We start from the raw sequence: 22,346 nt of genomic DNA on the forward strand, positions 1-22,346 counted from the left end.
CTCGTGCTCGTGCTGCCCGCGCACGCCGCCGGTCCCGCGCACCCCGTCGAGCCCGTGCACCCCGTCGAGCCCGTGCACCCCGTCGAGCCCGCGCACTCCGTCGAGCCCGCGCACTCCGCCGAGCCCGCGCACTCCGCCGAGCCCGCGCACGCCGCCGAGCCGGCGCCCGGCGTCTCCGGGACCGTCCCTCCGCCCGGGCCGGCGGTCGGCGAGAGCATCGCCACCTACGACGTCGTGCTCACGCTCGGCTCCGACGGCGTCCTGTACGTCCGGGAGACGATCACCTACGACTTCGACCGGAGCGGCGAGCACGGGATCGTCCGGCACGTGCCGTTCCGCGTCGGCGACCGGGTCTACGACGTGCGGAACGTGCGCACCAGCTCCTCCACCGGCGCGCCGTCCCGGGCCCGGACGACGCGGTTCTGGCACGACGTGCGGATCAGCGTCGGCGACCGGCGCCGCGAGGTCCGCGGCCGCCAGGCGTACGTGATCGAGTACGAGGTCGGGCGGGCGTTCACCCCCCGCGCCCGCTACGACGAGCTGGTCTGGGACGCGATCGGGAGGGCGTGGGACGTCCCGATCGGGAACGCGGCGGTGCGGGTGGAGGCGCCGGTCCCGCTGCGGCACGCGACCTGCCGGGCGGGAACCCCGGGCGCGACGACCCGGTGCGTGCGCGACCGCGACGGCCCGTACGCGGTCGACTTCATGCAGAGCATGCTCGCCCCGCACGAGGGCATGAAGATCCGGGTGCGGCTGCCCAAGCACGCGATCGCGGTCGCCCCGCCGCGCTACGTCCCGCCGCGCTGGACGGGCGACTGGCCGGGCACGGCGGCGCTGGCCCTGGCCCTCGCGGCGGTGGCGCTGGTGGCGCGGCGCCCCGCCCCGCGCCGGCGGGCCGGGATCGGGCTGATCGCGGGCGGGCTGCTGCTGATCGCCGCGGACGCGGGGGAGGAGGTGGCGGCCCGGGGACTGTGGGCGTTCTCGCTCGGCGACCGGTGCCTCGCCGGCCTCGCGCTGGTGATCGTCGGCGCGGGGATCATGTGCGCGCACCGCGCCCGGGCGGGCTGATCGGCAGCGGGCGGCCGCCGGGTGGGTCTACAGTTGGTCGGTCGCGGTGCGAACAGATCGCCGCGGCCGGTCGTCTAACGGGAGGACGGCCCGGTGGTCGGGACGCGCCGGACGGGGCACCGCGGCGGCGGCGATCGGTGAGAGGAGGCGCAGGGGAGTGCGGGAGTACCTGCTCACGATCCTCGTCGCCGCCCTCGTCGCCTACCTGCTGACCCCCTCGGTGCGCCGGTTCGCCGTCTGGTTCGGGGCGCAGGCCGTCCCGCGCGACCGCGACGTCCACGTCATCCCGACGCCCCGGCTGGGCGGTCTCGCGATGTTCGGCGGGATGGTGGCGGCGCTGGTGGTCGCGACCGGTCTGCCGGAGATGCGCAAGGTCCTCGACGACGGCGACATCAGCGTCGCCAAGGCGCTGCTGCTGTCGGGCGGGCTGATCGTGCTGATCGGCATCGCCGACGACCGGTGGGAGGTGGACGCGCTCACCAAGTTCGCCGGGCAGGTCGCGGCCGCCGGGATCTTCATCATGCAGGGCATCCAGATCTACGTGATCCCGCTGCCGACGGGCGAGTCGCTGTCCCTGCCGCCCGCCTACGGGGTGCCGCTGACCGTCTTCATCGTCGTCGCCACGATCAACGCGGTGAACTTCATCGACGGCCTGGACGGCCTCGCCGCGGGCGTCGTCGGGATCGCCGCGCTCGCGCTGTTCTCCTACGCCTACCTGCTGTCGAGGACGAACGGGCTGACCACGCTGACCGGCGCGACGCTCATCGCCGCGGTCCTGTTCGGGATGTGCGCGGGCTTCCTGCCGCACAACTTCAGCCCCGCCAAGATCTTCATGGGCGACACCGGCTCGATGCTGATCGGGCTGCTGCTGAGCGCGTCCACGATCATGCTGACCGGGCAGTTCGACCCGGCCATCCTCGCCAACGGGCTGTTCCCGTTCTTCGTCCCGGTGCTGCTGATCCCGGCGGTGGCCGCGGTCCCGTTCATGGACATGCTGCTCGCCGTGCTGCGGCGCACCAGCCAGGGCCGGTCGCCGTTCTCCCCGGACAAGCAGCACCTGCACCACCGGCTGCTGCAGCTCGGCCACTCCACCCGCCGGGCCGTGCTGATCATGTACTTCTGGGTGGGGCTGCTGGCCTCCGGGCTGGTCGGGCTGGCGCTGTTCGACGCCGCGTGGATCACCCTCGGGGTCACGCTGCTGGTCGCGACGGCCGGGGTCGTGCTGATGCTCCGCAAGCCGCGCCGCAGGAAGCCCCCCGCGGACCCGGGCACCGGCGACCACCCCGCCCAGCGCCCCTCCATGCGGGTCTGACTCCGCCCGCCGGCGGCGGGAGACCCGCCGCCCCGCACCGGCGCGATGCGGCGGAACCACTCGCTGAGCTGGGCTAAAGTCCAGGTGCTAGCCTCACCGGAGGTAGCCTCCCGGTTCCCGGATCCGCATTACCTCCAGGGTAATTGTGGACATTCCGGACGCTTGTGATACCTTTCACGAACAAGAGACGACCACTGACCGTGACCAGCCGGAGCCCTCATGCACACCTCCGACGCCAGGATGCTCCGCGGCGCCGCGATCCCGACCTCGGTCGTCGGGGTGGCCGCCGTGCTGACCGGCCTGCTGACCGCCGGCGCCAAGGGCGCCCTGGCGGCGGCGCTCGCCTCCGTCGTGGTGATCGCGTTCTTCTCGATCAGCGCGCTGGTGGTCTCGTGGGCCTCCCGGTACTCCGCGCAGACGATGATGCTGGCCGCGCTGGCCAGCTACGCGGTGAAGATCCTCGCGGTGATGGTCCTGGTCACGGCGATGGACGGCGTCTCCATCTGGAACACCACGGTCTTCGGCTGGACGGTCATCGGCCTCGCGCTGCTCTGGATCGCCGCCGAGTTCCGCGTCGCCCTGCAGCGGAGGCCCTACATTGACGAGCCCGAGAACGTCCTGGACCGGAGCCCGTGATGCAGGCCCCGCGGACGGCGCCTGCCCAAAGGGACTACTCCAATATGACCACCGCGCGGGTGGCCTGCTATCGTCCGGAACGCGATGAGCGAGCAGAAGCCCCGGCCGGAGGACGGCCAGCGGGAATTCGCCGACGTCGCCTGGTCCGTGCCCAGCTACCTTCTCTCCGGGATGATCATCTGGGGCGGCATCGGGTGGCTGCTGTCCGCATGGACGCACCAGACCTGGCTGATCCCCATCGGCCTGATCATCGGTGCCGGGCTCGCCATCTACCTGGTCTACCTGAAGTACGGCAGCCACTCCTCCTGAGCGGCCCCGCCGAGGAAGCCGCCGAGGAAGCCTTCGTGAAACATCACCACATTGATGAAGGGAACGCCGCGTGAACGCGCTGACGGTCCTCGCCACCGGGGGAGAAGAGTTCAAAGCCCCGGGCCCGGAGCTGTTCGACTTCCCGCCCCTGTTCGCCGGCGGCCCGGAGTGGCTGACCAAGCCCGTCGTCTTCTCGGTCGTCGGCACCCTGCTGGTCTGCGTCCTCTTCTGGATGGCGTTCGCCAAGCCGAAGCTCGTGCCGCGCGGCCTGCAGAACATCGGTGAGATCGGCTACATGTTCGTGCGGGACGAGATCGCCCGCCCGTTCCTCGGCAAGAACACCGACCGGTGGATGCCGATGCTGATGTCGCTGTTCTTCCTGATCTGGTTCTGGAACATCTTCGCGGTCGTCCCGATCATCCAGTTCCCGGTCGCGTCGCACATCGCGTTCCCGGTCGTCCTCGCGGTGTTCGTCTACATCGTCAAGGTCTACCTCGGCTTCAAGCACCAGGGCCCGGTGAAGTACTTCACCAACATGATCCCCAAGGGCCTGCCGCTGCCGGTCTACATCCTGCTGGTGCCGATCGAGTACCTCTCGACGTTCATCCTCGCGCCCTTCACCCACGCGGTCCGGCTCTTCGCCAACATGTTCGCCGGCCACACGATCCTGGCGTTCTTCAGCCTGGTCGGCTTCTGGTTCATCTTCGAGAAGCCCACCGCGCTCGGGTTCGGCGTCGGAGTCGTCGGCGTGATCGTCACGATCCTGCTGACCGCGCTGGAGCTGCTGATCCAGTTCCTGCAGGCGTTCCTGTTCGCGATGCTCGCCGCGATGTACATCCAGAGCGGCCTCGAAGCGGACCACTGAGCCCCCTTCGGTCCGGCCCCGGTGCCGGGCCGGCGCAGACAACCTCGTTAGCCCAGACCGGCGGAGCGTCCGCCGGCCGACAGAAAAGGAATGAACCCATGACGGGAGCCGTCCTCGCCGCAGTCGAAGGCAACGTCACCTCGATCGGTTACGGCCTCGCGGCCATCGGCCCGGGCATCGGCATCGGCATCATCTTCGGTCAGGGCGTGAACGCCATCGCCCGCCAGCCGGAGCTGACCGGCGTCATCCGCACCAACATGCTGCTGGGCTTCGTCCTCACCGAGGCGCTGGCCCTCATCGGTCTGGTCGCGCCCTTCATCTTCCAGGGCATCTGACCACGGGTTCCAACTGAGGAAGGGCTGCAGACATGATCACAGCAGCTTCCGTCCTAGCGGCGGAGGAGAACAACCCTCTCGTCCCGCACCCGTACGAGCTGGTCGTCGGCATCTTCTCGTTCCTGGTCGTCATGATCGTCCTGGGCCGCATCCTGGTCCCGCGTCTGCAGCAGACGCTGGAGGAGCGGACCCAGGCGATCGAAGGCGGCCTCGAGCGGGCCGAGCAGGCGCAGAAGGAGGCCCAGCAGGTCCTCGACCAGTACAAGGCCCAGCAGAAGGCGGCCGCGGTCGAGGCGTCCAACGAGCGCCGCAAGGCCGAGGAGCAGGGCGCGCAGATCATCGCCGAGGCCAAGGAGAAGGCCCAGGCGGAGGCGCGCAAGATCGTCGAGGACGCCAAGAAGCAGATCGAGGCCGAGCGGCAGCAGGCGCTGCAGTCGCTGCGCGCCGAGATCGGCGCCCTGTCGGTCGAGCTCGCCGGCCGCGTCGTGGGCGAGTCCCTTGAGGACAGCGCGCGGCAGAGCCGGGTCGTCGACCGGTTCCTCGAGGAGCTGGAGAGCCGCGCCCGCACGCAGGAGCAGATCACATCATGACCTATCTGATGTCGCGCCTCCGGCACGACCGGTCACGGCGCTTCCACGCCCGGTCTTCCCTCCTCGCTCGTACCTCGCTCCTCAGTCCAGACCGGGCGGCGTCATGACCATCACGGGAGCGGTGAGCAGGGCGTCGCTGGCCGAGGCCAAGGACCGGCTGGAGGCCGTGATTCCCTCCGCCGACCTGGCCGAGCTCGGCGGCGACCTGTTCGCGGTGCTGCACCTGATCGACCGCGAGCACGGTCTGCGGCGGGCGGTCTCCGACCCGGCGCGGGACGGGGCCGACAAGGCGCAGCTCGTCCAGATCCTGCTGGAGGGCAAGGTGTCGCCGGCCGCTCTCGGGCTGGTCGCCGACGTCGTCCGGCTGCGCTGGTCGAAGCCGTCGGAGCTGGCGGACGCGGTGGAGGCCCTCGCGGTCACCGCCGAGGCCGCCCGCGCCGAGGCCGCCCGCGAGATCGACGACCTGGAGGACGAGCTGTTCCGGTTCTCCCGGGTCGTGGAGGGGGAGCCCGCGCTGCGCGGCGCCCTGGCCGGCCCGGGGCTGCCGGACGACCGCAAGCTCGGCCTGGTCACGGCGCTGCTGGAGGGCAAGGTCACGGCGGCGACGCTGACGCTGGTCACCGAGCTGGTGCTGCGTCCGAGAGGACGTAGCCTGGAGGGTGGGCTCGCCGAATACGGCAAGCTCGTCGCCCAGCGCCGGCAGCGGCTCGTCGCGCTCGTCCGGACGCCGACCGAGCTGTCGGCGCGGCAGCGGACGCGGCTGGCCGCGGTGCTCGCCGCCGCCTACGGGCACGAAGTACACCTGAACATCGAGATCGACCCGAGCACGATCGGCGGCCTGTCGATCGAGATCGGGGACGAGATCATCGACGGCACGATCGCCGGACGGCTGGACGACGTCCGCCGGCGGCTGGGCGCCGGCTGAGCGGCCGGTAGGGCCGACCCTTCAGCCGGTCGAGCTGACCTTTTAGGGAGCAAGAGAGGAATCATGGCGGAGCTGACGATCCGTCCGGACGAGATCCGGAACGCGCTGGAGCGCTTCGTCCAGTCGTACGAGCCCGAGGCCGCCGCGCGCGAAGAGGTCGGCACCGTCGTCGATTCCGGCGACGGTATCGCCCACGTCGAGGGCCTGCCCTCCGCGATGGCGAACGAACTCCTCGAGTTCGAGGACGGTACCCGTGGCCTGGCTCTGAACCTGGACGTGCGCGAGATCGGCGCCGTGGTCCTGGGCGAGTTCAGCAACATCGAGGAGGGCCAGAAGGTCCGGCGGACCGGCGAGGTCCTGTCGGCGCCGGTCGGCGACGCCTTCCTCGGCCGGGTCGTGGACGCGCTGGGCAACCCGCTGGACGGCAAGGGCCCGATCGAGACCACCGAGCGCCGCGCGCTCGAGCTGCAGGCGCCGACGGTCGTGCAGCGGCAGTCGGTGAACGAGCCGCTGCAGACCGGCATCAAGGCGATCGACGCGATGACGCCGATCGGCCGGGGCCAGCGGCAGCTGATCATCGGTGACCGGCAGACCGGCAAGACGACCGTCTGCGTCGACACCATCATCAACCAGAAGGAAGCCTGGGCGACCGGCGACCCGAAGCAGCAGGTGCGCTGCATCTACGTCGCCGTGGGCCAGAAGGGCTCCACGATCGCGAACGTCCGCCGCTCCCTGGAGGAGGCCGGCGCGCTGGAGTACACCACGATCGTGGCGGCCCCGGCGTCCGACCCGGCGGGCTTCAAGTACATCGCCCCCTACACCGGGTCCGCGATCGGGCAGCACTGGATGTACCAGGGCAAGCACGTCCTGATCGTGTTCGACGACCTGTCGAAGCAGGCCGAGGCGTACCGCGCGGTGTCGCTGCTGCTGCGCCGCCCGCCGGGCCGCGAGGCGTACCCGGGCGACGTCTTCTACCTGCACTCGCGGCTGCTGGAGCGCTGCGCGAAGCTGTCCGACGACATGGGCGGCGGCTCGATGACCGGCCTGCCGATCATCGAGACCAAGGGCAACGACGTGTCGGCGTACATCCCGACGAACGTCATCTCCATCACCGACGGGCAGTGCTTCCTGGAGACCGACCTGTTCAACCAGGGCGTCCGGCCGGCGATCAACGTCGGCATCTCGGTGTCCCGGGTCGGCGGCTCGGCGCAGATCAAGGCGATGAAGACGGTCGCCGGCACGCTGCGCCTGGCGCTGTCGCAGTACCGCGACCTGGAGGCGTTCGCCGCCTTCGCCTCCGACCTGGACGCGGCGTCCCGCGCCCAGCTGGAGCGCGGCGCCCGCCTGGTCGAGCTGCTGAAGCAGCCGCAGGGCAACCCGTTCCCGGTCGAGCAGGAGGTCGTGTCCGTGTGGGCGGGCACCTCCGGCGAGCTGGACGACGTGCCCGTCGCCGACATCCGCCGCTTCGAGCGGGAGTTCCTCGACTACATCGAGCGGGAGGAGGGCGGCCTGCTGACCTCCATCCGCGAGACGGGCAAGCTCTCCGACGACGGCCTCACCAGCCTCAAGAACGCCATCACGGAGTTCAAGAAGGGCTTCCAGACCAGCGAGGGCGACCTGCTGGCCGAGGAGCCCGTCGAACCGATCGAGGCCGAGGACGTCGAGCAGGAGACCATCACCCGCGTCAAGAAGGACTGACGCCGATGGCCGCACAGCTTCGTCAACTCCGGCAGCAGATCAAGACGGTCAAGTCGACCGCCAAGATCACGCGCGCCCAGGAGATGATCGCCACGTCGCGGATCGTCAAGGCCCAGCAGGCGGTGACGGCGTCCAAGCCGTACGCCGACCAGATCACGCAGGCCCTGACCGCGCTGGTGAGCCACCACGTGGGGATCGACCACCCGCTCCTGCGGGAGCAGCCGGCCGACACCCGCAGCGCCGTCCTGGTCGTCACCAGCGACCGCGGGTTCTGCGGCGCCTACAACGCCAACGTGATCCGCGAGGCCGAGGCGCTGATCAGGGCGCTGCGGGACGAGGGCCGCGAGCCGGTCCCGTACGTGGTGGGCAACAAGGGCATCACCTGGTACCGGTTCCGGGGCCGGGAGGTCGCGCAGACCTGGCACGGGTTCAGCGACCGCCCGAACTTCGCGAACGCGGAGCAGATCGGCCGCCGGCTCACCGAGGACTTCCTCAAGACCGACGCCGAGGGCGGCGTCGGCGAGATCCACGTGGTCTACACCGAGTTCGTCTCGATGCTGACCCAGACCGTCCAGGTCAAGCGGCTGATGCCGCTGGAGATCGAGGAGAGCGAGTCCGGCGCGGTCCCGCCGGCGTACGAGTTCGAGCCGTCCGCGCAGGCGGCGCTCGACCTCCTGCTGCCCAACTACGTCGAGAGCCGCATCTTCCACATGCTGCTGCAGTCGGCGGCGTCGTTCCAGGCGTCGGTCCGGCGGGCCATGAAGTCGGCGACCGACAACGCCAACGAACTGCTCGGGGTCTACACGCGCCAGATGAACCAGGCGCGGCAGGCCGCGATCACCCAGGAAATCAGCGAGATCGTCGGTGGCGCTGACGCGCTCGCCGAGTCTGGCGGGGAGTGATAATGACTGCACAGGTAGAGACGGCGACCGCGACCGGGCGCGTCGCACGCGTCATCGGCCCGGTCGTCGACGTGGAGTTCCCCGCCGACGCCCTCCCGGACATCTACAACGCGCTCAACGCGCAGGTCGTGCTCGGCGGCGAGGAGAAGACCCTGACCTTCGAGGTCGCCCAGCACCTGGGCGACAACATGGTCCGGGCCATCTCGATGCAGCCGACGGACGGCCTGGTCCGCGGCGCGCCGGTGTTCGACAGCGGCGAGTCGATCGCGGTCCCGGTCGGCGACATCACCAAGGGCCACGTGTGGAACGCCCTCGGCGAGGCGCTGGACGCCCCGACCGCGTCGCTGGAGATCAACGAGCGGTGGGGCATCCACCGCAAGGCCCCGGCGTTCGACCAGCTGGAGTCGAAGACCGAGATGCTGGAGACCGGCATCAAGGTCATCGACCTGCTGTGCCCGTACGTGAAGGGCGGCAAGATCGGCCTGTTCGGCGGCGCGGGTGTGGGCAAGACCGTCCTCATCCAGGAGATGATCCGCCGCGTCGCCCGCAACTTCGGCGGCACCTCGGTGTTCGCCGGCGTCGGCGAGCGCACCCGCGAGGGCAACGACCTGTGGGTGGAGATGGACGAGGCGGACGTCCTCAAGGACACCGCGCTCGTGTTCGGCCAGATGGACGAGCCGCCGGGCACCCGGCTGCGCGTCGCGCTGTCGGCGCTGACGATGGCGGAGTACTTCCGCGACGTCCAGGGCCAGGACGTGCTGCTGTTCATCGACAACATCTTCCGGTTCACCCAGGCCGGCTCGGAGGTCTCCACGCTGCTCGGGCGCATGCCGTCCGCGGTGGGGTACCAGCCGACGCTGGCGGACGAGATGGGCGTGCTGCAGGAGCGGATCACCTCGACGCGCGGTCACTCGATCACCTCGATGCAGGCGATCTACGTGCCCGCCGACGACATCACCGACCCGGCGCCGCACACCACGTTCGCGCACCTGGACGCGACCACGACGCTGTCGCGGGGCATCTCCGAGAAGGGCATCTTCCCGGCGGTCGACCCGCTCGACTCCACCTCGCGGATCATGGACCCGCAGATCCTGGGGAACGAGCACTACGAGGTCGCCCAGGAGGTCATCCGGATCCTGCAGAAGTACAAGGAGCTGCAGGACATCATCGCGATCCTCGGTATCGACGAGCTGTCCGAGGAGGACAAGGTCACCGTCCAGCGGGCGCGGCGCATCGAGCGCTTCCTGTCGCACCCGATGTACGTGGCCGAGCAGTTCACCGGCCAGCCCGGCGTGACGGTGCCGAAGGACGAGACGGTCGCCTCGTTCAAGGCGCTCGCCGAGGGCAAGTACGACCACCTGCCCGAGCAGGCGTTCTTCATGTGCGGCGGCATCGAGGACGTCGAGAAGAAGGCCAGGGAGCTGGAGAAGTAACCGCTGCGGCGGGGCCGTCCCGGGGCAGCGCGTCCGACCGCGCGCCCGGGGGCGGCCCCGCCGGATCGGCTCCGGTGAGCCCTTTTTCATCCTCGGAGGTTCGGCTCCCGGGGCTTCTCGGGACATGCCGGATGAACAGAATGAGGAGACAGGCGTGGCAAATCTGAGGGTCGGGCTGGTCTCGCCTGAACGCGAGATCTGGTCCGGCGAGGCCAAGATGGTGGTCGCGCAGACCATCGAGGGGTCGCTCGGCATCCTGCCGGGCCACGCCCCGGTGCTGGGCGTCCTGCTGGACGGCAGCGTGGTGAAGATCGAGCCGGCGGACGGCGGCGAGCCGATCACCGCGGCGGTCGGCAGCGGGTTCTTCTCGGTCGCCGCCGACCAGGTGTCGGTGCTGGCCGAGCAGGCCGAGCTGGGCGACGAGATCGACGTCGAGGCCGCCCGCCGGGCGCTGGACGACGCGCTCGCCTTGGAGGGCGAGGACGCGACACCCGAGCGGCGCGCGCGCGCCCGGCTTCGCGCGGCGGGCATCGAGGCCTAGCATCTGAGGTCTGGAGTTCGACGGACGGCGGGGGAAGTGGGCGAGCACCTGGCACTGGACGTGGGCGGTGCCCTGGCCGCGCTCGTCGTCGTGGCGGCGCTCCTGTTCGTCTGCATGGCGGTGCGCCGCTGGCTGTTCACGCGCGGCGGCGGCACCGTGGAGTGCAGCCTGCGCGAGGTGTCCCCGGAGGGCGGAGCTCCGGGGGTGTGGCGGCTCGGCATCGGCCGGTACAAGGGCGATGAGCTGCACTGGCACCGCGTGTTCGGTTTCCGCAGAAGGCCCCGGCAGGTGATCCACCGCCGGGGCCTCGTCGTGTCGAACCGCCGCGTGCCCGGCCCGGAGGAGGCGGAGGGCCTGCTGCCGGACGTGAGCGTCATCGAGGTGCGCGACGGCTCGCTGATCGTGGAGCTCGCGATGGGCGCGGCGGCGCTGACCGGGTTCCTGGCGTGGCTGGAGGCGGCCCCGCCGGGGCTTCCCGTGGACCTGCACCAGCCCGAATGACCCCGCCCACGCCCTCCGGCGGCCCGGCGCCCTGGACCGGGGGATGCGGAATGAGCGGGTAAGGCGCCGGTATCGAGTTGGCGTTGCGGCGCCGCCGCTGCTTGAGGCGGGCGGGGCGCGGGTCGAGGATCGCTGCTGGTCCGCTCCGTTCCCGTCCGCTGGAGTGCACGTGCGCAAGCTGATCACCGGCCGCAACCTCGTCACCGGCACCGCCGTGGCGCTGCCCGCGCTGTTCCTTCCCCTGGCGCTGCCCGCGGCGGGCGCCGCGCCCGCCCGGCCCGATCTCGCGAAGCTGGTGACGCTGAAGGACATGAGGGCGCACCTCGCGGCCTTCCAGGAGATCGCCGACTACAACGGCGGCAACCGCGCGGCGGGCACGCCCGGCTATGACGTCTCGGTGCGGTACGTCGTGGGGCGGCTCCGCAAGGCCGGTCTCACCCCGAAGGTGCACAAGTTCTCCTACCCGTACTGGCGGGAGAGGTCGGACGCGGTGTTCGCCCGGACGGCGCCGTCCAAGAAGTCCTACAAGCGGGAGAAGGACTTCCTCACCATGGCCTACTCGGGGTCCGGCGACGTGACGGGGCCCGCGGCCGCGGTGGACGTCCCGGCCAAGGGGGACGGGACGAGCGGCTGCGAGAAGGGCGACTTCAAGGGCTTCAAGAAGGGCTCGATCGCGCTGCTCCAGCGCGGGGGCTGCACCTTCCGGACGAAGGCGGCACGGGCCAAGGCGGCGGGCGCGTCCGCCGTGGCCGTGTTCAACAAGCCGGGGGAGAAGGGGCCGATCATCGGGACGGTGTCGAAGCCGTCCGCGATCCCGGTGGTCGGCCTGACGCACGAGCTGGGCGCCGCGCTGGCGAAGGAGGCGAGGAAGGGCGGCCTGAAGCTGCGCGTGAAGACCGACACCGCGCACGGCGAGCGGACGTCGGCCAACGTCGTCGCCGACACCGAGCGCGGGAACGCCGGCAACGTGGTGCTGGTCGGCGCGCACCTCGACAGCGTCCCGGCGGGCGCGGGGATCAACGACAACGGCACCGGCGCCGCCGCGCTCCTCGCCATCGCGGGCAAGATCAAGGATCTGGGCAAGGGCCTGCGGAACCGGGTGCGGTTCGCCTGGTGGGGCGCCGAGGAGGAGGGCCTGCGCGGCTCCGCCCACTACGTGGCGTCGCTGCCGGCGTACGAGCGGGAGAAGATCGCCCTCAACATCAACCTCGACATGCTCGGCTCGCCGAACGGCACCCGCGGCGTGTACGACGGCGACCACTCCACCGGCGGCGGCACGCGGGCGCCCGCCGGGTCCGGGGCGATCGAGAAGATGTTCCGCGACTACTTCAAGGGCCGCCGCCTGCCGACGGCCGAGAGCGCGTTCGACGGGCGCTCGGACTACGGGCCGTTCATCGAGCGGGGCATCCCGGCGGGCGGCATCGCCACCGGCGCCGAGGGCGTGAAGACCGCCGCGGAGGCCAAGGCGTTCGGCGGGCGGGCCGGCAAGGCGTACGACCCCTGCTACCACGCCGGGTGCGACCGGCTGAAGAACGTCGACCTCAAGCTGCTCGACACGAACGCCGACGGGGTCGCGCACGTCCTGCAGCACCTGGCCGAGACGACCGTCGCGGTCAACGGCGGCGCCCGCCTGGCCCTGCCCGCCGCGGCGTCCTACGAGCCGGTGCGGCAGGGCCCCTACCTGCTCCGCTAGCCCTGCCCGCCCGCTTCCGCCAGCCCTGCCCGCCTGCTCCGCCGGCCCCGCCCGGCCGGCTAGTTCGGTGCGACGCGGATGCTGCCGTCCTTGGTGGTGAGCTTGATCCGGCGTCCGGAACGGGAGTCCTCGTGGACGGCCGGGTCGATCCGCCGGCTGCCGTTGTCGGTGGACACGTCGAACGCGTAGCCCTCACCGGTCGGCAGGCGCAGATTGATCGAGCCGTTGTCGGACGTCGCGTCGACGTTCGCGGGCGACGCGGTCAGGCGCAGGACGATGCCGCCGTCCTTCGTCCGGGCGGTGATCCGGTCGGTGGTCAGCCCGGGCGCGTCGATGCTCCCGTTGTCGGTGCGGAGGTCGGCGGTGGTGACGTTCCCGCTGATGCGGATGCGGCCGTCGCGGGAGCGGGCCGTGACCTTGCCGGCCGTCAGCCCGGTCGCGTCCACCGAACCGTTGTCGGTGCGGAGGTCGGCGGTGTCGGCGCGGCCCGAGACGCGCACCGACCCGTCCTTCGAGCTCAGGGACGCGGTGGTGGCGCGCAGGCCGGTCGCGGTGATCGAGCCGTTGGCGCTGTGCAGCTTCACCGCCCCGGTGAGCCCGGAGGCGATGACCGTCCCGTCCCGGCTGTCGATCTGCACTGGCGTCGAGCGCGGCACCCGGATGCGGTACGAGACGCCGCACGGGGAGAACCCGATCACCTGGGTGCCGCACTTCGACGACAGCTTGAGCGTCGAGCCCTCGAAGGAGTGCTTCGCCCGCGGCTTGTTCTTGTCGTTCGACCAGCGCAGCCGCTCCCGCACGGTGATGCCGGGGGAGTCGGACGCGGTCACCTCGACCCGGCCCCCGTTCGCCTGGACCTTCAGCGCGGTGACGCCGGCCGGCGCGGCGAACGAGCGGTCCTCGTGGCGGGTGCCGAAGCTCAGGTTGCCGCAGGCCGTCAGCGTCACCGCCGCCACCGCCGCCACGGCCGTGCCCGTCAGGGTCCTCACGTGGTCTCTCCCGTTGGTCGCCATGCCCTCGTACATGACAAGCCTGGCCCGGACGGGACGCCGTCACCAGGTGGGGAGCCGGTCATCCGGGGGTGGGGTTAGCCCCACCCTCAGCGTTCGCCGCCCGGCTTCCACAGCACGTCGCCGTGCTCGGCGTTCGCGACGCGGCACAGGATGAACAGCAGGTCCGACAGGCGGTTCAGGTACTTGGCGGTGAGCGGGTTCACGCCGTTCTCCGCGACCTCGTCCGCGCTGCCGTGCGTCTCGATCGCCGCCCAGACCGAGCGCTCGGCGCGGCGCGTCACCGTCCGCGCGACGTGCAGGAGGGCGGCGCCGGGCGTCCCGCCCGGGAGGATGAAGCTGCGCAGCGTCGGCAGCTCGGCGTTGTGCTCGTCGCACGCCTGCTCGAGCCGCTCGATGTAGGACTCCTCGACGCGCAGCGGCGGGTACTGCGGTTCGGGGACGACCGGCGCGCACAGGTCGGCGCCCACATCGAACAGGTCGTTCTGGACGCGGGTCAGCAGCGTCGCCACGTTCTCCGGCAGCGCGCCGAGCGCGAGGGCCGTCCCGATCGCGGCGTTGGCCTCCTCGACGTCGGCGTAGGCGGCGAGGCGCGGATCGGTCTTGCGGGTCCGCGACGCGTCGCCGAGCGCGGTGGTTCCGTCGTCGCCCGTCCGGGTGTAGATCCGCGAGAGCACGACGGGGTTGTCCCTGTTCTTCGCCATATGAGGAGCCTAGCCTTGCCGGATACAGAAGCCCGTTCGGTAGGGTTCCCGGAAAGACCCCGGAGGCCGCCTTGTACGACTACATCATCGTGGGAGCGGGGAGCGCGGGCTGCGTCCTCGCCGCCCGCCTGACCGAGGACCCCTCCGTGAAGGTCCTGCTGCTGGAGGCGGGCCCGCCCGACGACGCGCCGGAGATCCACATCCCGGCCGCCGTGGCCGCGCTGATCAAGGGCCCCTACGACTGGGACTACACGACCGTCCCGCAGGAGCACGCGGCCGGCCGCAGCGTGTACTGGCCGCGAGGCCGGACGCTCGGCGGCAGCTCGTCCACCAACGCGATGATCTACATCCGCGGCGCCCGGCACGACTACGACACCTGGCGCGACTCCTACGGCTGCGACGGCTGGGGCTACGAGGACCTGCTGCCCTACTTCCGGCGCGCCGAGGACCAGCAGCGCGGCGACCTCCCCTACCACGGCGTCGGCGGCCCCCTCCGCGTCGAGGACCTGCGCTACAAGCACCCGCTGACCCGCGCGTGGGTGCAGTCCGCGAAGGCGTACGGCCTCGCCGCGAACCCCGACTTCAACGGCGCCGACCAGGACGGCGTGGGCTTCTACCAGGTCACCCACAAGCGCGGGAAGCGCTGGTCCACCGCCGCCGGGTACCTGCACCCGGTCGAGAACCGGCCGAACCTCACGATCGTCACCGACGCCCTGGCCACCCGCGTCGTGATCGAGGACGGACGCGCCACCGGCGTCCGCTACGAGGCGCGCGGTGAGACCCACTCGGCCCGCGCCGAGGCCGAGGTGATCCTGTCCGGCGGCGCGGTGAACAGCCCGCAGCTCCTGATGCTCTCCGGCATCGGCCCCGCCGACCACCTGCGGTCCCTGGGCATCGACGTCGTGGTCGACTCGCCGGTGGGCCGGAACCTCCAGGACCACCCGTTCGTGAACGTCATGTTCGCGACGCCGCGCCACAAGCCCCTCTGGGAACTCGCGAACGCCCGCTCGTTCGCCCTCTACCAGGCGCTGGCGCGCGGCCCCTACGCCTCGAACATCGCCGAGGCCGGCGGGTTCGTCCGCACGGTGGAGGGGCTGCCCGCCCCGGACCTGCAGTACCACGTCCTGCCGACGCCCTTCGTGAACCAGGGCCTCACCGAGTCGTCCGAGCGCCTCCTGTCCGTCATGGTCACCGCCATCGCGATCGAGAGCCGCGGCGCGCTGACCCTCCGCTCCGCCAGCCCGTACGCCAAACCGCTGATCGACCCGGCCTACCTCGCCGACAAGGCCGACCTGGACATCCTGGTCGCGGGCGTCCGGCAGGCCCGCGAGATCGCCGCGTCCGGCCCGCTCGCCTCGATGGTCGGCGGCGAGTGGGCGCCCGGCGAGCAGGTCGACTCCGACGAGGCCATCGTCGAGTTCGTCCGCCGCGAGGTCGCGACGCTGTTCCATCCCACGAGCACCTGCGCGATGGGCGGGGACGGCTCCGTCTGCGACCCGTCCCTCCGCGTGCGGGGCGTCGAGGGCCTCCGCGTCGTGGACGCCTCGGTCATGCCGGCCGTCCCGCGGGGCAACACCAACGCCCCCACCATCGCGATCGCCGAGAGAGCCGCCGACCTGATCCGCGGCCGCACCCCGCTGAAGCCGGCCAACGCCCCGGAATGAGAGACGCCCCGGCCCCGGGGCGCTGAAACGGAAAGCGCCCCCGTCGGAGACGGGGGCGCGGGGGCTTGCGTACGGGCCGCGGGGGTCACCGCTTGAGGGCCTTCGCGATGCGGGCGCGGCGCGAGTTCTTCGCCTCGGTCCGCAGGACGCGTACGCGGTCGTTGATGATGGTCTGGCTGATCTCCGGGCGGATCATGGCTGACTCCCTGTTCCCGCCGGGCCCTCGTGGCCCGACATGTACAAGGTTCGTCCTAAGCCCCCATCCCCCACATTGGGACGACGCCTTATCTACGCCGCCTAGGACGCCTTAGATGGCCGGTCCCTCGTCCGAAGGGACTCAGACCCCGTGGACGGCCGGGCTGAGCGCGCCCGGTGCCTGGTTTCTCACACTTGAGGGCAATATTTACATGTCCATCTTGTATTAATATCGAAGTTCCAGCGTTGCCGGTCGCGGGCGGCCGGGGGCGCCGTCCGAGCGCGGCAGCGAGGTTGCGGCATGGAGACCGAGTCACTGGCGATGGCCCTGGAGCGGGAGCATCACGAGATCGACGCGGGGATCGAGGAGTTCACGGCCGGGTCCGGGGAGCGGGAGCCGCTGGTGCGCGCCGTCCGCGCGCTGCGCCGCCACATCTATCTCGAAGAGGAGTTCCTGTTCCCGGCTCTCCACGCGGCGGGGCTGACGAGTCCGGTGCTCGTCATGCTGCGCGAGCACGCGCAGATGTGGGCGACGCTCGACGCGCTCGAAGCCGAGCAGGACGCCGGTGCCGCGTTCACGCTGTGCCGGCGGCTGGCCGTCCAGCTCCTGCACCACAACCTGAAAGAGGAGAAGATCCTCTACCCGGAGCTGGACCGGGTCGTGCCGGAGCCGCGGGCCGGGCGCCTGCGGGCCTTTCTTGATTCCGGGGAGATGCCCGCGGGCTGGGTGTGCGTGCGGGCCCGGACCTGACCGAAGGGAGAGCAAGGGTGGAGAAGAAGGCCGTCATCGGGAGCGCGTCGGAGCTCGCGGAGTTCAGCGCCGAGTCGTTCTGCCCGAAGGTGCTGTCGGCGACCGACCTCACCAGGGTGATGATCGTGGGCATGGAGGACGGGCAGGAGATCCCGCTGCACACGCCGGGTGTGCAGCTGGCTCTGGCGATCCTGGAGGGGACCGGCGAGGTGTGGATCGGTGACGCGCCGCATCCGGTGGCGGCGGGCGACATCGCCGTGATCCCCGCCGGTACCACCCGGGGCGTGCGCGCCAAGGGGCGCCTGGTGTTCATGAACGTCGTGTCGCCGCCGCCGACCGCGGCCGACCACGAGGCCGAGCGGCGCCCCTGGCCGACCGCCTGATTGTCCAGGCCGGGGCGGCGGACGCCGCCCGTCTAGGCGACTTCGATGAAGCCCAGGTGGTCGTAGAGGCGGCGGGCGCGGCGATTGCGGCGGGTCACCGCCAGGGAGAGGGTGTCGTGGTCCGGCGCCAGGGCGTGCATGGCCGCCTGGATCAGGGCCCGGCCGAGGCCCCGGCCCGCGTGGGACGGGGCGATGAAGAGGAACGCCAGGAGCGGCTCCCGCTTGTAGAGGGTGACCAGGGCCGCGCCTATAGGGCGGTTCTCGTGGTCGGCGACGAAGGAGGCGTCGCGGAGGAACGTGCCGTATTCGCCGTTCAGCGTGAGCCGGATCTCGCGGGCCGCGCCGGCGAGGTCGCCGACGTCCGCCTCGTCGGGGGTGCCGCGGTAGGCGTCCCACATGGCGGCGGCGAGGGCGGGGACGTCGGCGTCGGCGAACGGGCGCAGGCCCCGCGGAGGCGGGGGCGGCGCCGCGAGGGCCACCTGGAGGCGGCTGCGGACGGGTGCGCCGAACGTCCCGGATGCCATGGTTCCGAGTGTAGGTCGCGCCCCCGGGACCGGCCCGGGGGCGCCCTGCTCCTGTCGCGTCTGCTCCTGTGGCGTCAGCGCTTGTACCGGCGGCCGTGGATCATGTTGATCAGGCCGAGGACTCGGGCCATCTCCTTCTCGCTGCGGCCGAACGAGGTGAGGTTCATGGTGGCGAACCGCTGCCGGGTGATGGCCTTGGCGCGGGCGAACTCGCGCAGCCCGTCCGCGCCGTGGATGCGGCCGAACCCGGACTCGCCGACGCCGCCGAACGGCAGGGCGGCGACCGAGGCGAACGCGGCGAAGGCGTTGATCGACGTCATGCCGGAGCGCATCCGGCGGGCGACGTCCAGGGCGCGGGACTTGCTGCCGGAGAAGATCGCCCCGGCGAGGCCGTAGCTGGTGCGGTTGGCCTTCTCGACGGCCTCGTCGAGGTCCTTGACCCGGTGCACGGTGATCGTCGGTCCGAACGTCTCCTCGCAGACGGCGGACGAGTCGTCCGGCACGTTGGTCAGCACGACCGGCTCGACGTAGGGCTTGCGGACGGACTCGGCGCCGCCGACGACCGCCTTGCCGCCCTTGTCGAGCGCGTCCTTGATGTGCCGCTCGATGATGTCGAGCTGCGACGGCATGGTGATCGGGCCGTAGGCGGCCTCGCGGTCGAAGCCGGGGCGCAGCTCGGCGGCCTTCTCGGTGAGCTTGCCGAGGAACTCGTCGTAGGCGTCGTCGACGACGTAGATGCGCTCGACGCCGATGCAGGTCTGCCCGGCGTTCGACATGGCGCCCCACAGCGCCGCGTCCGCGGCGGCGTCGAGGTCGGCGTCGGAGTCGACGATGCAGGCGTCCTTGCCGCCGCACTCGGCGACGATCGGGGTGAGGTTCTCCGCGCAGGCCGCCATCACGCGCTTGGCGGTGCGGGCCGAGCCGGTGAACGCGATCTTGTCGACGTGCGGGTTCGAGGCGAGCGCCGCGCCGGTCTCACCGAGCCCGGTGACCGTCTGCAGGACGGGGTGCTCGGGGATCACCGCGGCGAACAGCTCGGCGAGCAGCACGCCGACGCCGGGGGTGAACTCGGACGGCTTGAACACGACGGCGTTGCTGGCGGCGAGCGCGTACCCGATCGAGCCCATCGGGGTGAAGATCGGGTAGTTCCACGGGCCGATGACCCCGACGACGCCGAGCGGCTGGTACTCCAGCACGCACTTCTGGTTGACCGCCATCAGGCCCGGGTAGACGGTGCGCGGCCCGAGCACCTTCTGCGCGTTGCGGGCGGCCCAGTCCAGGTGGGTGATCGCCATGATCGTTTCGAGCTGGGCGTCCTGCACCGGCTTGCCGGTCTCCTGGTGGATGAGCTCGGCCATCCGGTTCAGGTTGCGGGCGAGCGACCCCTTGACGTTGAGCAGCCGGAGCCGGCGCTCCTTCCAGCCGAGGGCGCGCCACCACTCGGCCGCCTCCCGGGCGCGTTCGACCGCCGCCGCCACGGCGGCGCCGTCGTGGACGGGGTGCTCGGCGACGACCTCGCCGGTGGCCGGGTTCAGGGACGCGAACGTCTCGGCGCTCTCCGTGACCACGGACATGAGGAACCTCCCGCGAGGAGCCTGGTAAGTGGGTACTTGCGCTGTGTACCGGCTAGTAAACCACCCTAAGCCCCCGCCGGGGAGTCGGGGATCCAGCTTCCGTGGAATCCGGCCGGAACGCGCCGCGGCAGGTGGACGGTCGCCGTGTGCGACAGGTCGGAGGCGTCCAGGACGAGGAGGTCGGATCCTCCCTCTCGGGACACGATCGACAGCAGCCAGCCGTCGTCCTCCGCGCGTGCGCCCGCCGCGGGGACGAAGATGGCCTCGCCGACGTGCGCGCCGGGCCCGCAGTCGTGCGCGGACGACGCCCCGCGCATGTCGTACTTCACGATCGAGCTCCCGCCGACCGTGTAGAGGTAGCGGTGCTCCAGGCCGGTCCTGGTGTCGTCGTGGGTCGGGAACTCGACGCTCCGGTCGTCGAGCGGCTGCTCGACCGCCTTCCCCGTGGCGGGATCCAGGATCCAGCGGTGCAGGTGGGCGCTCTCCGACCGCGCCGCCTCGGCCGCCGGGTCGACCGCGCCGCCGATCCCGCCCCACAGGGACGCGAAGCTCTGCGGACGGTAGCGCGCCGCGTCCAGCACGATCCGCCCGGCGGCGTCCTCGTGCGCGTTGCCGACGTGGAACACATAGCACGGGTCGACCTCGAACCAGCGGACGCCGCCGGACCCGTCGCGCGGCATCACGCCGAGCCGGGCGCCGTACCCGTCGTCCCACCGGTACGGCATGCCGGATGTTCCGGACAGCGCCATGTCCAGGTCGAACACGACCGGCAGGTCGAGCCAGACGACGTGGTTCTCGGTGATCGCGAAGTCGTGCATCATCGTCGAGCCGGGCACCTCGACCTCGCGGCTCTCCACCAGGTCGCCGTCCGCGGACAGCCGGTGGAAGGTCAGGTAGGGCGGGAAGACGCCGTATCCGAAGAACAGCAGGTCGCCGGTGACCGGGTCCTCCTTGGGGTGCGCGGTCATCGCGGTGGTGAGCCGCCCGCCGAAGTCGCAGGGGCCGGCGGTCTCCAGCTCCGGCGTCACCTCGTAGGGGAAGCCGCTCTCCACCAGCGCCCAGATCCTGCCCGCGTGCGGGATCACGTGCGTGTTGGCCTGCACGGCGCGCCGGTCGAAGGTGAGGTCGTCGCGGACGAACGGCCTGCCCTCGGTGAACGCGTCGGTGCGGACCCAGCGGTTGCGGTACCACTCGGCCCGCCCGTCCCGCAGCCGGACGCCGTGGATCATGCCGTGGCCGGTGAACCAGTGCCGGCTCGGCTCGCCGGGCTTCGGGTTCGGCCCGTTGCGGAAGTACCGGCCGGTCAGCTCGGCCGGCAGCGTGCCGGTGACCCGCAGGTTGTAGGCGTCGGTCTCGTCCGGGACGGGGGCGAGGGGGCCGTCCATCCAGGCGGCGGCGCTTCCGTCGGTGTGCTCGCTCATCGTGTGCTCCTTGCGGGTCGGGACGGATCAGCCGGCGGCGGACTCGGGCGACGGCTGGGCGAGTCCTGCGAGGTGGCGCTTGCGCGCGATGCCGGGGTAGCGCGCGGTGAAGACGGCCGGGACCGCGAAGCCCGCGACCTTGACCGCGACGAGCAGCGCCGTGTCGTGCGGGTTCCAGTGCTGGACGGCGCCGAGCGCGGCCGCCATCGCGGTGAAGCTTCCGGCCCAGACGGCGGTGATCACGCGGTTGATGCGCCGGAACAGGGCGGTGGCCGCGATCTCGGCGGTGACCTGGCGGCGCGCGATGCCCTCGGTGAACGGCCGGCGGACGAGCAGCGTCCCCCATGCGGTGGCGGCCAGCCAGCCGATCGCGAGGGAGGCGCCGTAGTCCAGCACGGGCGAGCCGGGCGCGGCGAAGGCCAGCGCGGTGAGCAGCGCCATGAACGCGGATGTGGAGATCTCCAGGATCAGCGCGTCGGTGCGGTGGCCGCGGCGCAGATCCTGTCCCAGCAGCGCGAGCGCGGCGGCGAGCCCGGCGGCGGCGCCGGTCCGGGCGTCGAAGCCGCTCACGACCGCGAGCACGATCCACGGGAGGAAGGTTCTTGCGTAGTACTTCGCCATCGGCCGGGAGCCCCTCTGATATTCCAACTTTGACATGTCGAACATAGATACTCCGGATTCGACATGTCAACATGGAGAGGTAAGATCGCGGCATGAGTTTGCGACATGCGGTGCTCGGGCTCATCGCCGAGATGGACGGCGCGAGCGGCTGGGACCTGCTGAAGATGTTCGAGATCTCGCTCGGGAACGTCTGGCCGGCCCGGCAGAGCCAGCTCTACGGCGAACTGGGCAAACTCACCGCCGCCGGGCTGATCGAGGTGGCCGAGGAGGGGCCGCGCGGCCGCAAGGAGTACCGGATCACCGAGCCCGGCCGCGCCGAGCTGCACCGCTGGCTGCTGGACGTCGAGCCGAAGCCCGCCCGCCGCGACGACGCGCTGCTGCGCGTCTTCTTCCTCGGCCTGGTCAGCCCCGCCGAGGCCCAGGACTACATGGGCCGCCACCTGGACGAGCTGGACCGCCGCCTCGACGACCTGCGGACCCTGGAGAAGAACATCGACTGGGGCGACGACGACCTGTCGGCCTACGGACGGCTGGCCATGGAGTACGGCAAGCGCTTCATGGCGATGCGCCGCGACTGGTTCGACTGGGCCCTGCAGGAGATCAAGGCCCTGCACGACCGCGACTAGGGCGAGGCGCCCGCTAGGGCCTGTTCGTAGTTCAGATCATGAGGGGGCTGGGAGGCTGCGCAGCC

General features: G+C 71.4%; 24 protein-coding genes. 18 read left to right on the top strand and 6 right to left on the bottom strand.

Annotation, left to right across the window (positions count from 1 at the left end):
* From ACIWVC_RS19440 to ACIWVC_RS19505, 14 genes are all read left to right on the top strand, one after another.
* Window positions 1-1,068, top strand: a 1,068-nt coding sequence (locus tag ACIWVC_RS19440; RefSeq protein WP_396454405.1) for a DUF2207 domain-containing protein, incomplete at its 5' end; no start/stop codon positions are given.
* A 157-nt stretch (window positions 1,069-1,225) separates the two neighbouring features.
* Window positions 1,226-2,380, top strand: coding sequence for an MraY family glycosyltransferase (locus tag ACIWVC_RS19445; RefSeq protein WP_396449337.1), 1,155 nt, complete (start codon window positions 1,226-1,228; stop codon window positions 2,378-2,380).
* A gap of 219 nt (window positions 2,381-2,599) precedes the next feature.
* Window positions 2,600-3,016 (top strand): hypothetical protein, encoded by a 417-nt coding sequence (locus ACIWVC_RS19450; RefSeq protein WP_396449338.1) that lies wholly within the window; start codon window positions 2,600-2,602, stop codon window positions 3,014-3,016.
* An 84-nt stretch (window positions 3,017-3,100) separates the two neighbouring features.
* Window positions 3,101-3,325 carry a hypothetical protein gene (locus ACIWVC_RS19455; RefSeq protein ID WP_089330863.1) on the top strand — a complete coding sequence of 75 codons (225 nt, stop codon included), beginning with the start codon at window positions 3,101-3,103 and terminating at the stop codon, window positions 3,323-3,325.
* 70 nt (window positions 3,326-3,395) lie between these two features.
* Entirely contained in the window at window positions 3,396-4,190 is a 795-nt protein-coding gene (gene atpB / locus ACIWVC_RS19460; protein WP_396449339.1) for a F0F1 ATP synthase subunit A, read from the top strand.
* 98 nt (window positions 4,191-4,288) lie between these two features.
* Window positions 4,289-4,525, top strand: a complete 237-nt coding sequence (atpE, locus tag ACIWVC_RS19465; RefSeq protein ID WP_089330861.1) for an ATP synthase F0 subunit C — start codon at window positions 4,289-4,291, stop codon at window positions 4,523-4,525.
* A gap of 32 nt (window positions 4,526-4,557) precedes the next feature.
* On the top strand, window positions 4,558-5,115 hold the full coding sequence (locus ACIWVC_RS19470) for a F0F1 ATP synthase subunit B (protein ID WP_396449340.1): 558 nt from the start codon (window positions 4,558-4,560) through the stop codon (window positions 5,113-5,115).
* A gap of 103 nt (window positions 5,116-5,218) precedes the next feature.
* Window positions 5,219-6,040, top strand: a complete 822-nt coding sequence (locus tag ACIWVC_RS19475; protein ID WP_396449341.1) for a F0F1 ATP synthase subunit delta — start codon at window positions 5,219-5,221, stop codon at window positions 6,038-6,040.
* Between the two features lie 63 nt (window positions 6,041-6,103).
* On the top strand, window positions 6,104-7,738 hold the full coding sequence (atpA, locus tag ACIWVC_RS19480) for a F0F1 ATP synthase subunit alpha (protein ID WP_396449342.1): 1,635 nt from the start codon (window positions 6,104-6,106) through the stop codon (window positions 7,736-7,738).
* A 5-nt stretch (window positions 7,739-7,743) separates the two neighbouring features.
* Window positions 7,744-8,640 (top strand): F0F1 ATP synthase subunit gamma, encoded by an 897-nt coding sequence (locus ACIWVC_RS19485; protein WP_396449343.1) that lies wholly within the window; start codon window positions 7,744-7,746, stop codon window positions 8,638-8,640.
* A 2-nt stretch (window positions 8,641-8,642) separates the two neighbouring features.
* On the top strand, window positions 8,643-10,073 hold the full coding sequence (gene atpD / locus ACIWVC_RS19490) for a F0F1 ATP synthase subunit beta (protein ID WP_396449344.1): 1,431 nt from the start codon (window positions 8,643-8,645) through the stop codon (window positions 10,071-10,073).
* A 154-nt stretch (window positions 10,074-10,227) separates the two neighbouring features.
* Window positions 10,228-10,614: a F0F1 ATP synthase subunit epsilon gene (locus ACIWVC_RS19495; protein ID WP_396449345.1), complete on the top strand. Its 387-nt coding sequence runs from the start codon at window positions 10,228-10,230 to the stop codon at window positions 10,612-10,614.
* Between the two features lie 36 nt (window positions 10,615-10,650).
* Window positions 10,651-11,115, top strand: coding sequence for a DUF2550 domain-containing protein (locus ACIWVC_RS19500; RefSeq protein ID WP_396449346.1), 465 nt, complete (start codon window positions 10,651-10,653; stop codon window positions 11,113-11,115).
* A gap of 169 nt (window positions 11,116-11,284) precedes the next feature.
* Window positions 11,285-12,808: a M28 family peptidase gene (locus tag ACIWVC_RS19505; protein ID WP_396449347.1), complete on the top strand. Its 1,524-nt coding sequence runs from the start codon at window positions 11,285-11,287 to the stop codon at window positions 12,806-12,808.
* Between the two features lie 59 nt (window positions 12,809-12,867).
* Here ACIWVC_RS19505 and ACIWVC_RS19510 read toward each other — a convergent pair whose 3' ends face one another.
* Window positions 12,868-13,797, bottom strand: a complete 930-nt coding sequence (locus ACIWVC_RS19510; protein ID WP_396449348.1) for a DUF4097 family beta strand repeat-containing protein — start codon at window positions 13,795-13,797, stop codon at window positions 12,868-12,870.
* Window positions 13,798-13,907: 110 nt separating this feature from the next.
* On the bottom strand, window positions 13,908-14,522 hold the full coding sequence (locus ACIWVC_RS19515) for a cob(I)yrinic acid a,c-diamide adenosyltransferase (RefSeq protein WP_396449349.1): 615 nt from the start codon (window positions 14,520-14,522) through the stop codon (window positions 13,908-13,910).
* A gap of 71 nt (window positions 14,523-14,593) precedes the next feature.
* On the opposite strand from ACIWVC_RS19515, the gene ACIWVC_RS19520 reads away from it, so the two are divergent.
* The 3 genes from ACIWVC_RS19520 to ACIWVC_RS19530 all read left to right on the top strand — a co-directional run bounded on the left by ACIWVC_RS19520 (window position 14,594) and on the right by ACIWVC_RS19530 (window position 17,515).
* On the top strand, window positions 14,594-16,186 hold the full coding sequence (locus ACIWVC_RS19520; protein ID WP_396449350.1) for a GMC family oxidoreductase: 1,593 nt from the start codon (window positions 14,594-14,596) through the stop codon (window positions 16,184-16,186).
* Between the two features lie 496 nt (window positions 16,187-16,682).
* Complete coding sequence (locus ACIWVC_RS19525) at window positions 16,683-17,132, top strand: hemerythrin domain-containing protein (protein ID WP_396449351.1); 450 nt, start codon at window positions 16,683-16,685, stop codon at window positions 17,130-17,132.
* 17 nt (window positions 17,133-17,149) lie between these two features.
* Window positions 17,150-17,515, top strand: coding sequence for a cupin domain-containing protein (locus ACIWVC_RS19530; RefSeq protein ID WP_396449352.1), 366 nt, complete (start codon window positions 17,150-17,152; stop codon window positions 17,513-17,515).
* Between the two features lie 32 nt (window positions 17,516-17,547).
* Here ACIWVC_RS19530 and ACIWVC_RS19535 read toward each other — a convergent pair whose 3' ends face one another.
* From ACIWVC_RS19535 to ACIWVC_RS19550, 4 genes are all read right to left on the bottom strand, one after another.
* A complete protein-coding gene (locus tag ACIWVC_RS19535) occupies window positions 17,548-18,039 on the bottom strand; it encodes a GNAT family N-acetyltransferase (protein WP_396449353.1) in 492 nt (163 codons plus the stop codon).
* A 74-nt stretch (window positions 18,040-18,113) separates the two neighbouring features.
* Window positions 18,114-19,613 carry an aldehyde dehydrogenase family protein gene (locus ACIWVC_RS19540; RefSeq protein WP_396454406.1) on the bottom strand — a complete coding sequence of 500 codons (1,500 nt, stop codon included), beginning with the start codon at window positions 19,611-19,613 and terminating at the stop codon, window positions 18,114-18,116.
* 65 nt (window positions 19,614-19,678) lie between these two features.
* Window positions 19,679-21,034 (bottom strand): carotenoid oxygenase family protein, encoded by a 1,356-nt coding sequence (locus tag ACIWVC_RS19545; protein WP_396449355.1) that lies wholly within the window; start codon window positions 21,032-21,034, stop codon window positions 19,679-19,681.
* A 27-nt stretch (window positions 21,035-21,061) separates the two neighbouring features.
* Entirely contained in the window at window positions 21,062-21,655 is a 594-nt protein-coding gene (locus tag ACIWVC_RS19550) for a hypothetical protein (RefSeq protein ID WP_396449356.1), read from the bottom strand.
* 92 nt (window positions 21,656-21,747) lie between these two features.
* On the opposite strand from ACIWVC_RS19550, the gene ACIWVC_RS19555 reads away from it, so the two are divergent.
* Window positions 21,748-22,281, top strand: coding sequence for a PadR family transcriptional regulator (locus ACIWVC_RS19555; RefSeq protein ID WP_396449357.1), 534 nt, complete (start codon window positions 21,748-21,750; stop codon window positions 22,279-22,281).
* Window positions 22,282-22,346: the final 65 nt, after the last annotated feature.

Origin of the sequence: Actinomadura sp., assembly GCF_044508335.1 — a bacterium.
In the GTDB taxonomy this organism is placed as follows: Bacteria; Actinomycetota; Actinomycetes; order Streptosporangiales; family Streptosporangiaceae; genus Spirillospora.

Excerpts from the sequence above, each read along its gene's own strand:
- ACIWVC_RS19550 (WP_396449356.1), bottom strand. The coding sequence starts at position 21,655 with ATGGCGAAGTACTACGCAAGAACCTTCCTCCCGTGGATCGTGCTCGCG.
- ACIWVC_RS19475 (WP_396449341.1), top strand. The coding sequence starts at position 5,219 with ATGACCATCACGGGAGCGGTGAGCAGGGCGTCGCTGGCCGAGGCCAAG.
- ACIWVC_RS19525 (WP_396449351.1), top strand. The coding sequence starts at position 16,683 with ATGGAGACCGAGTCACTGGCGATGGCCCTGGAGCGGGAGCATCACGAG.
- ACIWVC_RS19545 (WP_396449355.1), bottom strand. The coding sequence starts at position 21,034 with ATGAGCGAGCACACCGACGGAAGCGCCGCCGCCTGGATGGACGGCCCC.
- ACIWVC_RS19455 (WP_089330863.1), top strand. The coding sequence starts at position 3,101 with ATGAGCGAGCAGAAGCCCCGGCCGGAGGACGGCCAGCGGGAATTCGCC.
- ACIWVC_RS19555 (WP_396449357.1), top strand. The coding sequence starts at position 21,748 with ATGAGTTTGCGACATGCGGTGCTCGGGCTCATCGCCGAGATGGACGGC.
- atpE (WP_089330861.1), top strand. The coding sequence starts at position 4,289 with ATGACGGGAGCCGTCCTCGCCGCAGTCGAAGGCAACGTCACCTCGATC.
- atpA (WP_396449342.1), top strand. The coding sequence starts at position 6,104 with ATGGCGGAGCTGACGATCCGTCCGGACGAGATCCGGAACGCGCTGGAG.
- ACIWVC_RS19470 (WP_396449340.1), top strand. The coding sequence starts at position 4,558 with ATGATCACAGCAGCTTCCGTCCTAGCGGCGGAGGAGAACAACCCTCTC.
- ACIWVC_RS19515 (WP_396449349.1), bottom strand. The coding sequence starts at position 14,522 with ATGGCGAAGAACAGGGACAACCCCGTCGTGCTCTCGCGGATCTACACC.
- ACIWVC_RS19485 (WP_396449343.1), top strand. The coding sequence starts at position 7,744 with ATGGCCGCACAGCTTCGTCAACTCCGGCAGCAGATCAAGACGGTCAAG.
- atpD (WP_396449344.1), top strand. The coding sequence starts at position 8,643 with ATGACTGCACAGGTAGAGACGGCGACCGCGACCGGGCGCGTCGCACGC.
- ACIWVC_RS19540 (WP_396454406.1), bottom strand. The coding sequence starts at position 19,613 with ATGTCCGTGGTCACGGAGAGCGCCGAGACGTTCGCGTCCCTGAACCCG.
- ACIWVC_RS19535 (WP_396449353.1), bottom strand. The coding sequence starts at position 18,039 with ATGGCATCCGGGACGTTCGGCGCACCCGTCCGCAGCCGCCTCCAGGTG.
- ACIWVC_RS19450 (WP_396449338.1), top strand. The coding sequence starts at position 2,600 with ATGCACACCTCCGACGCCAGGATGCTCCGCGGCGCCGCGATCCCGACC.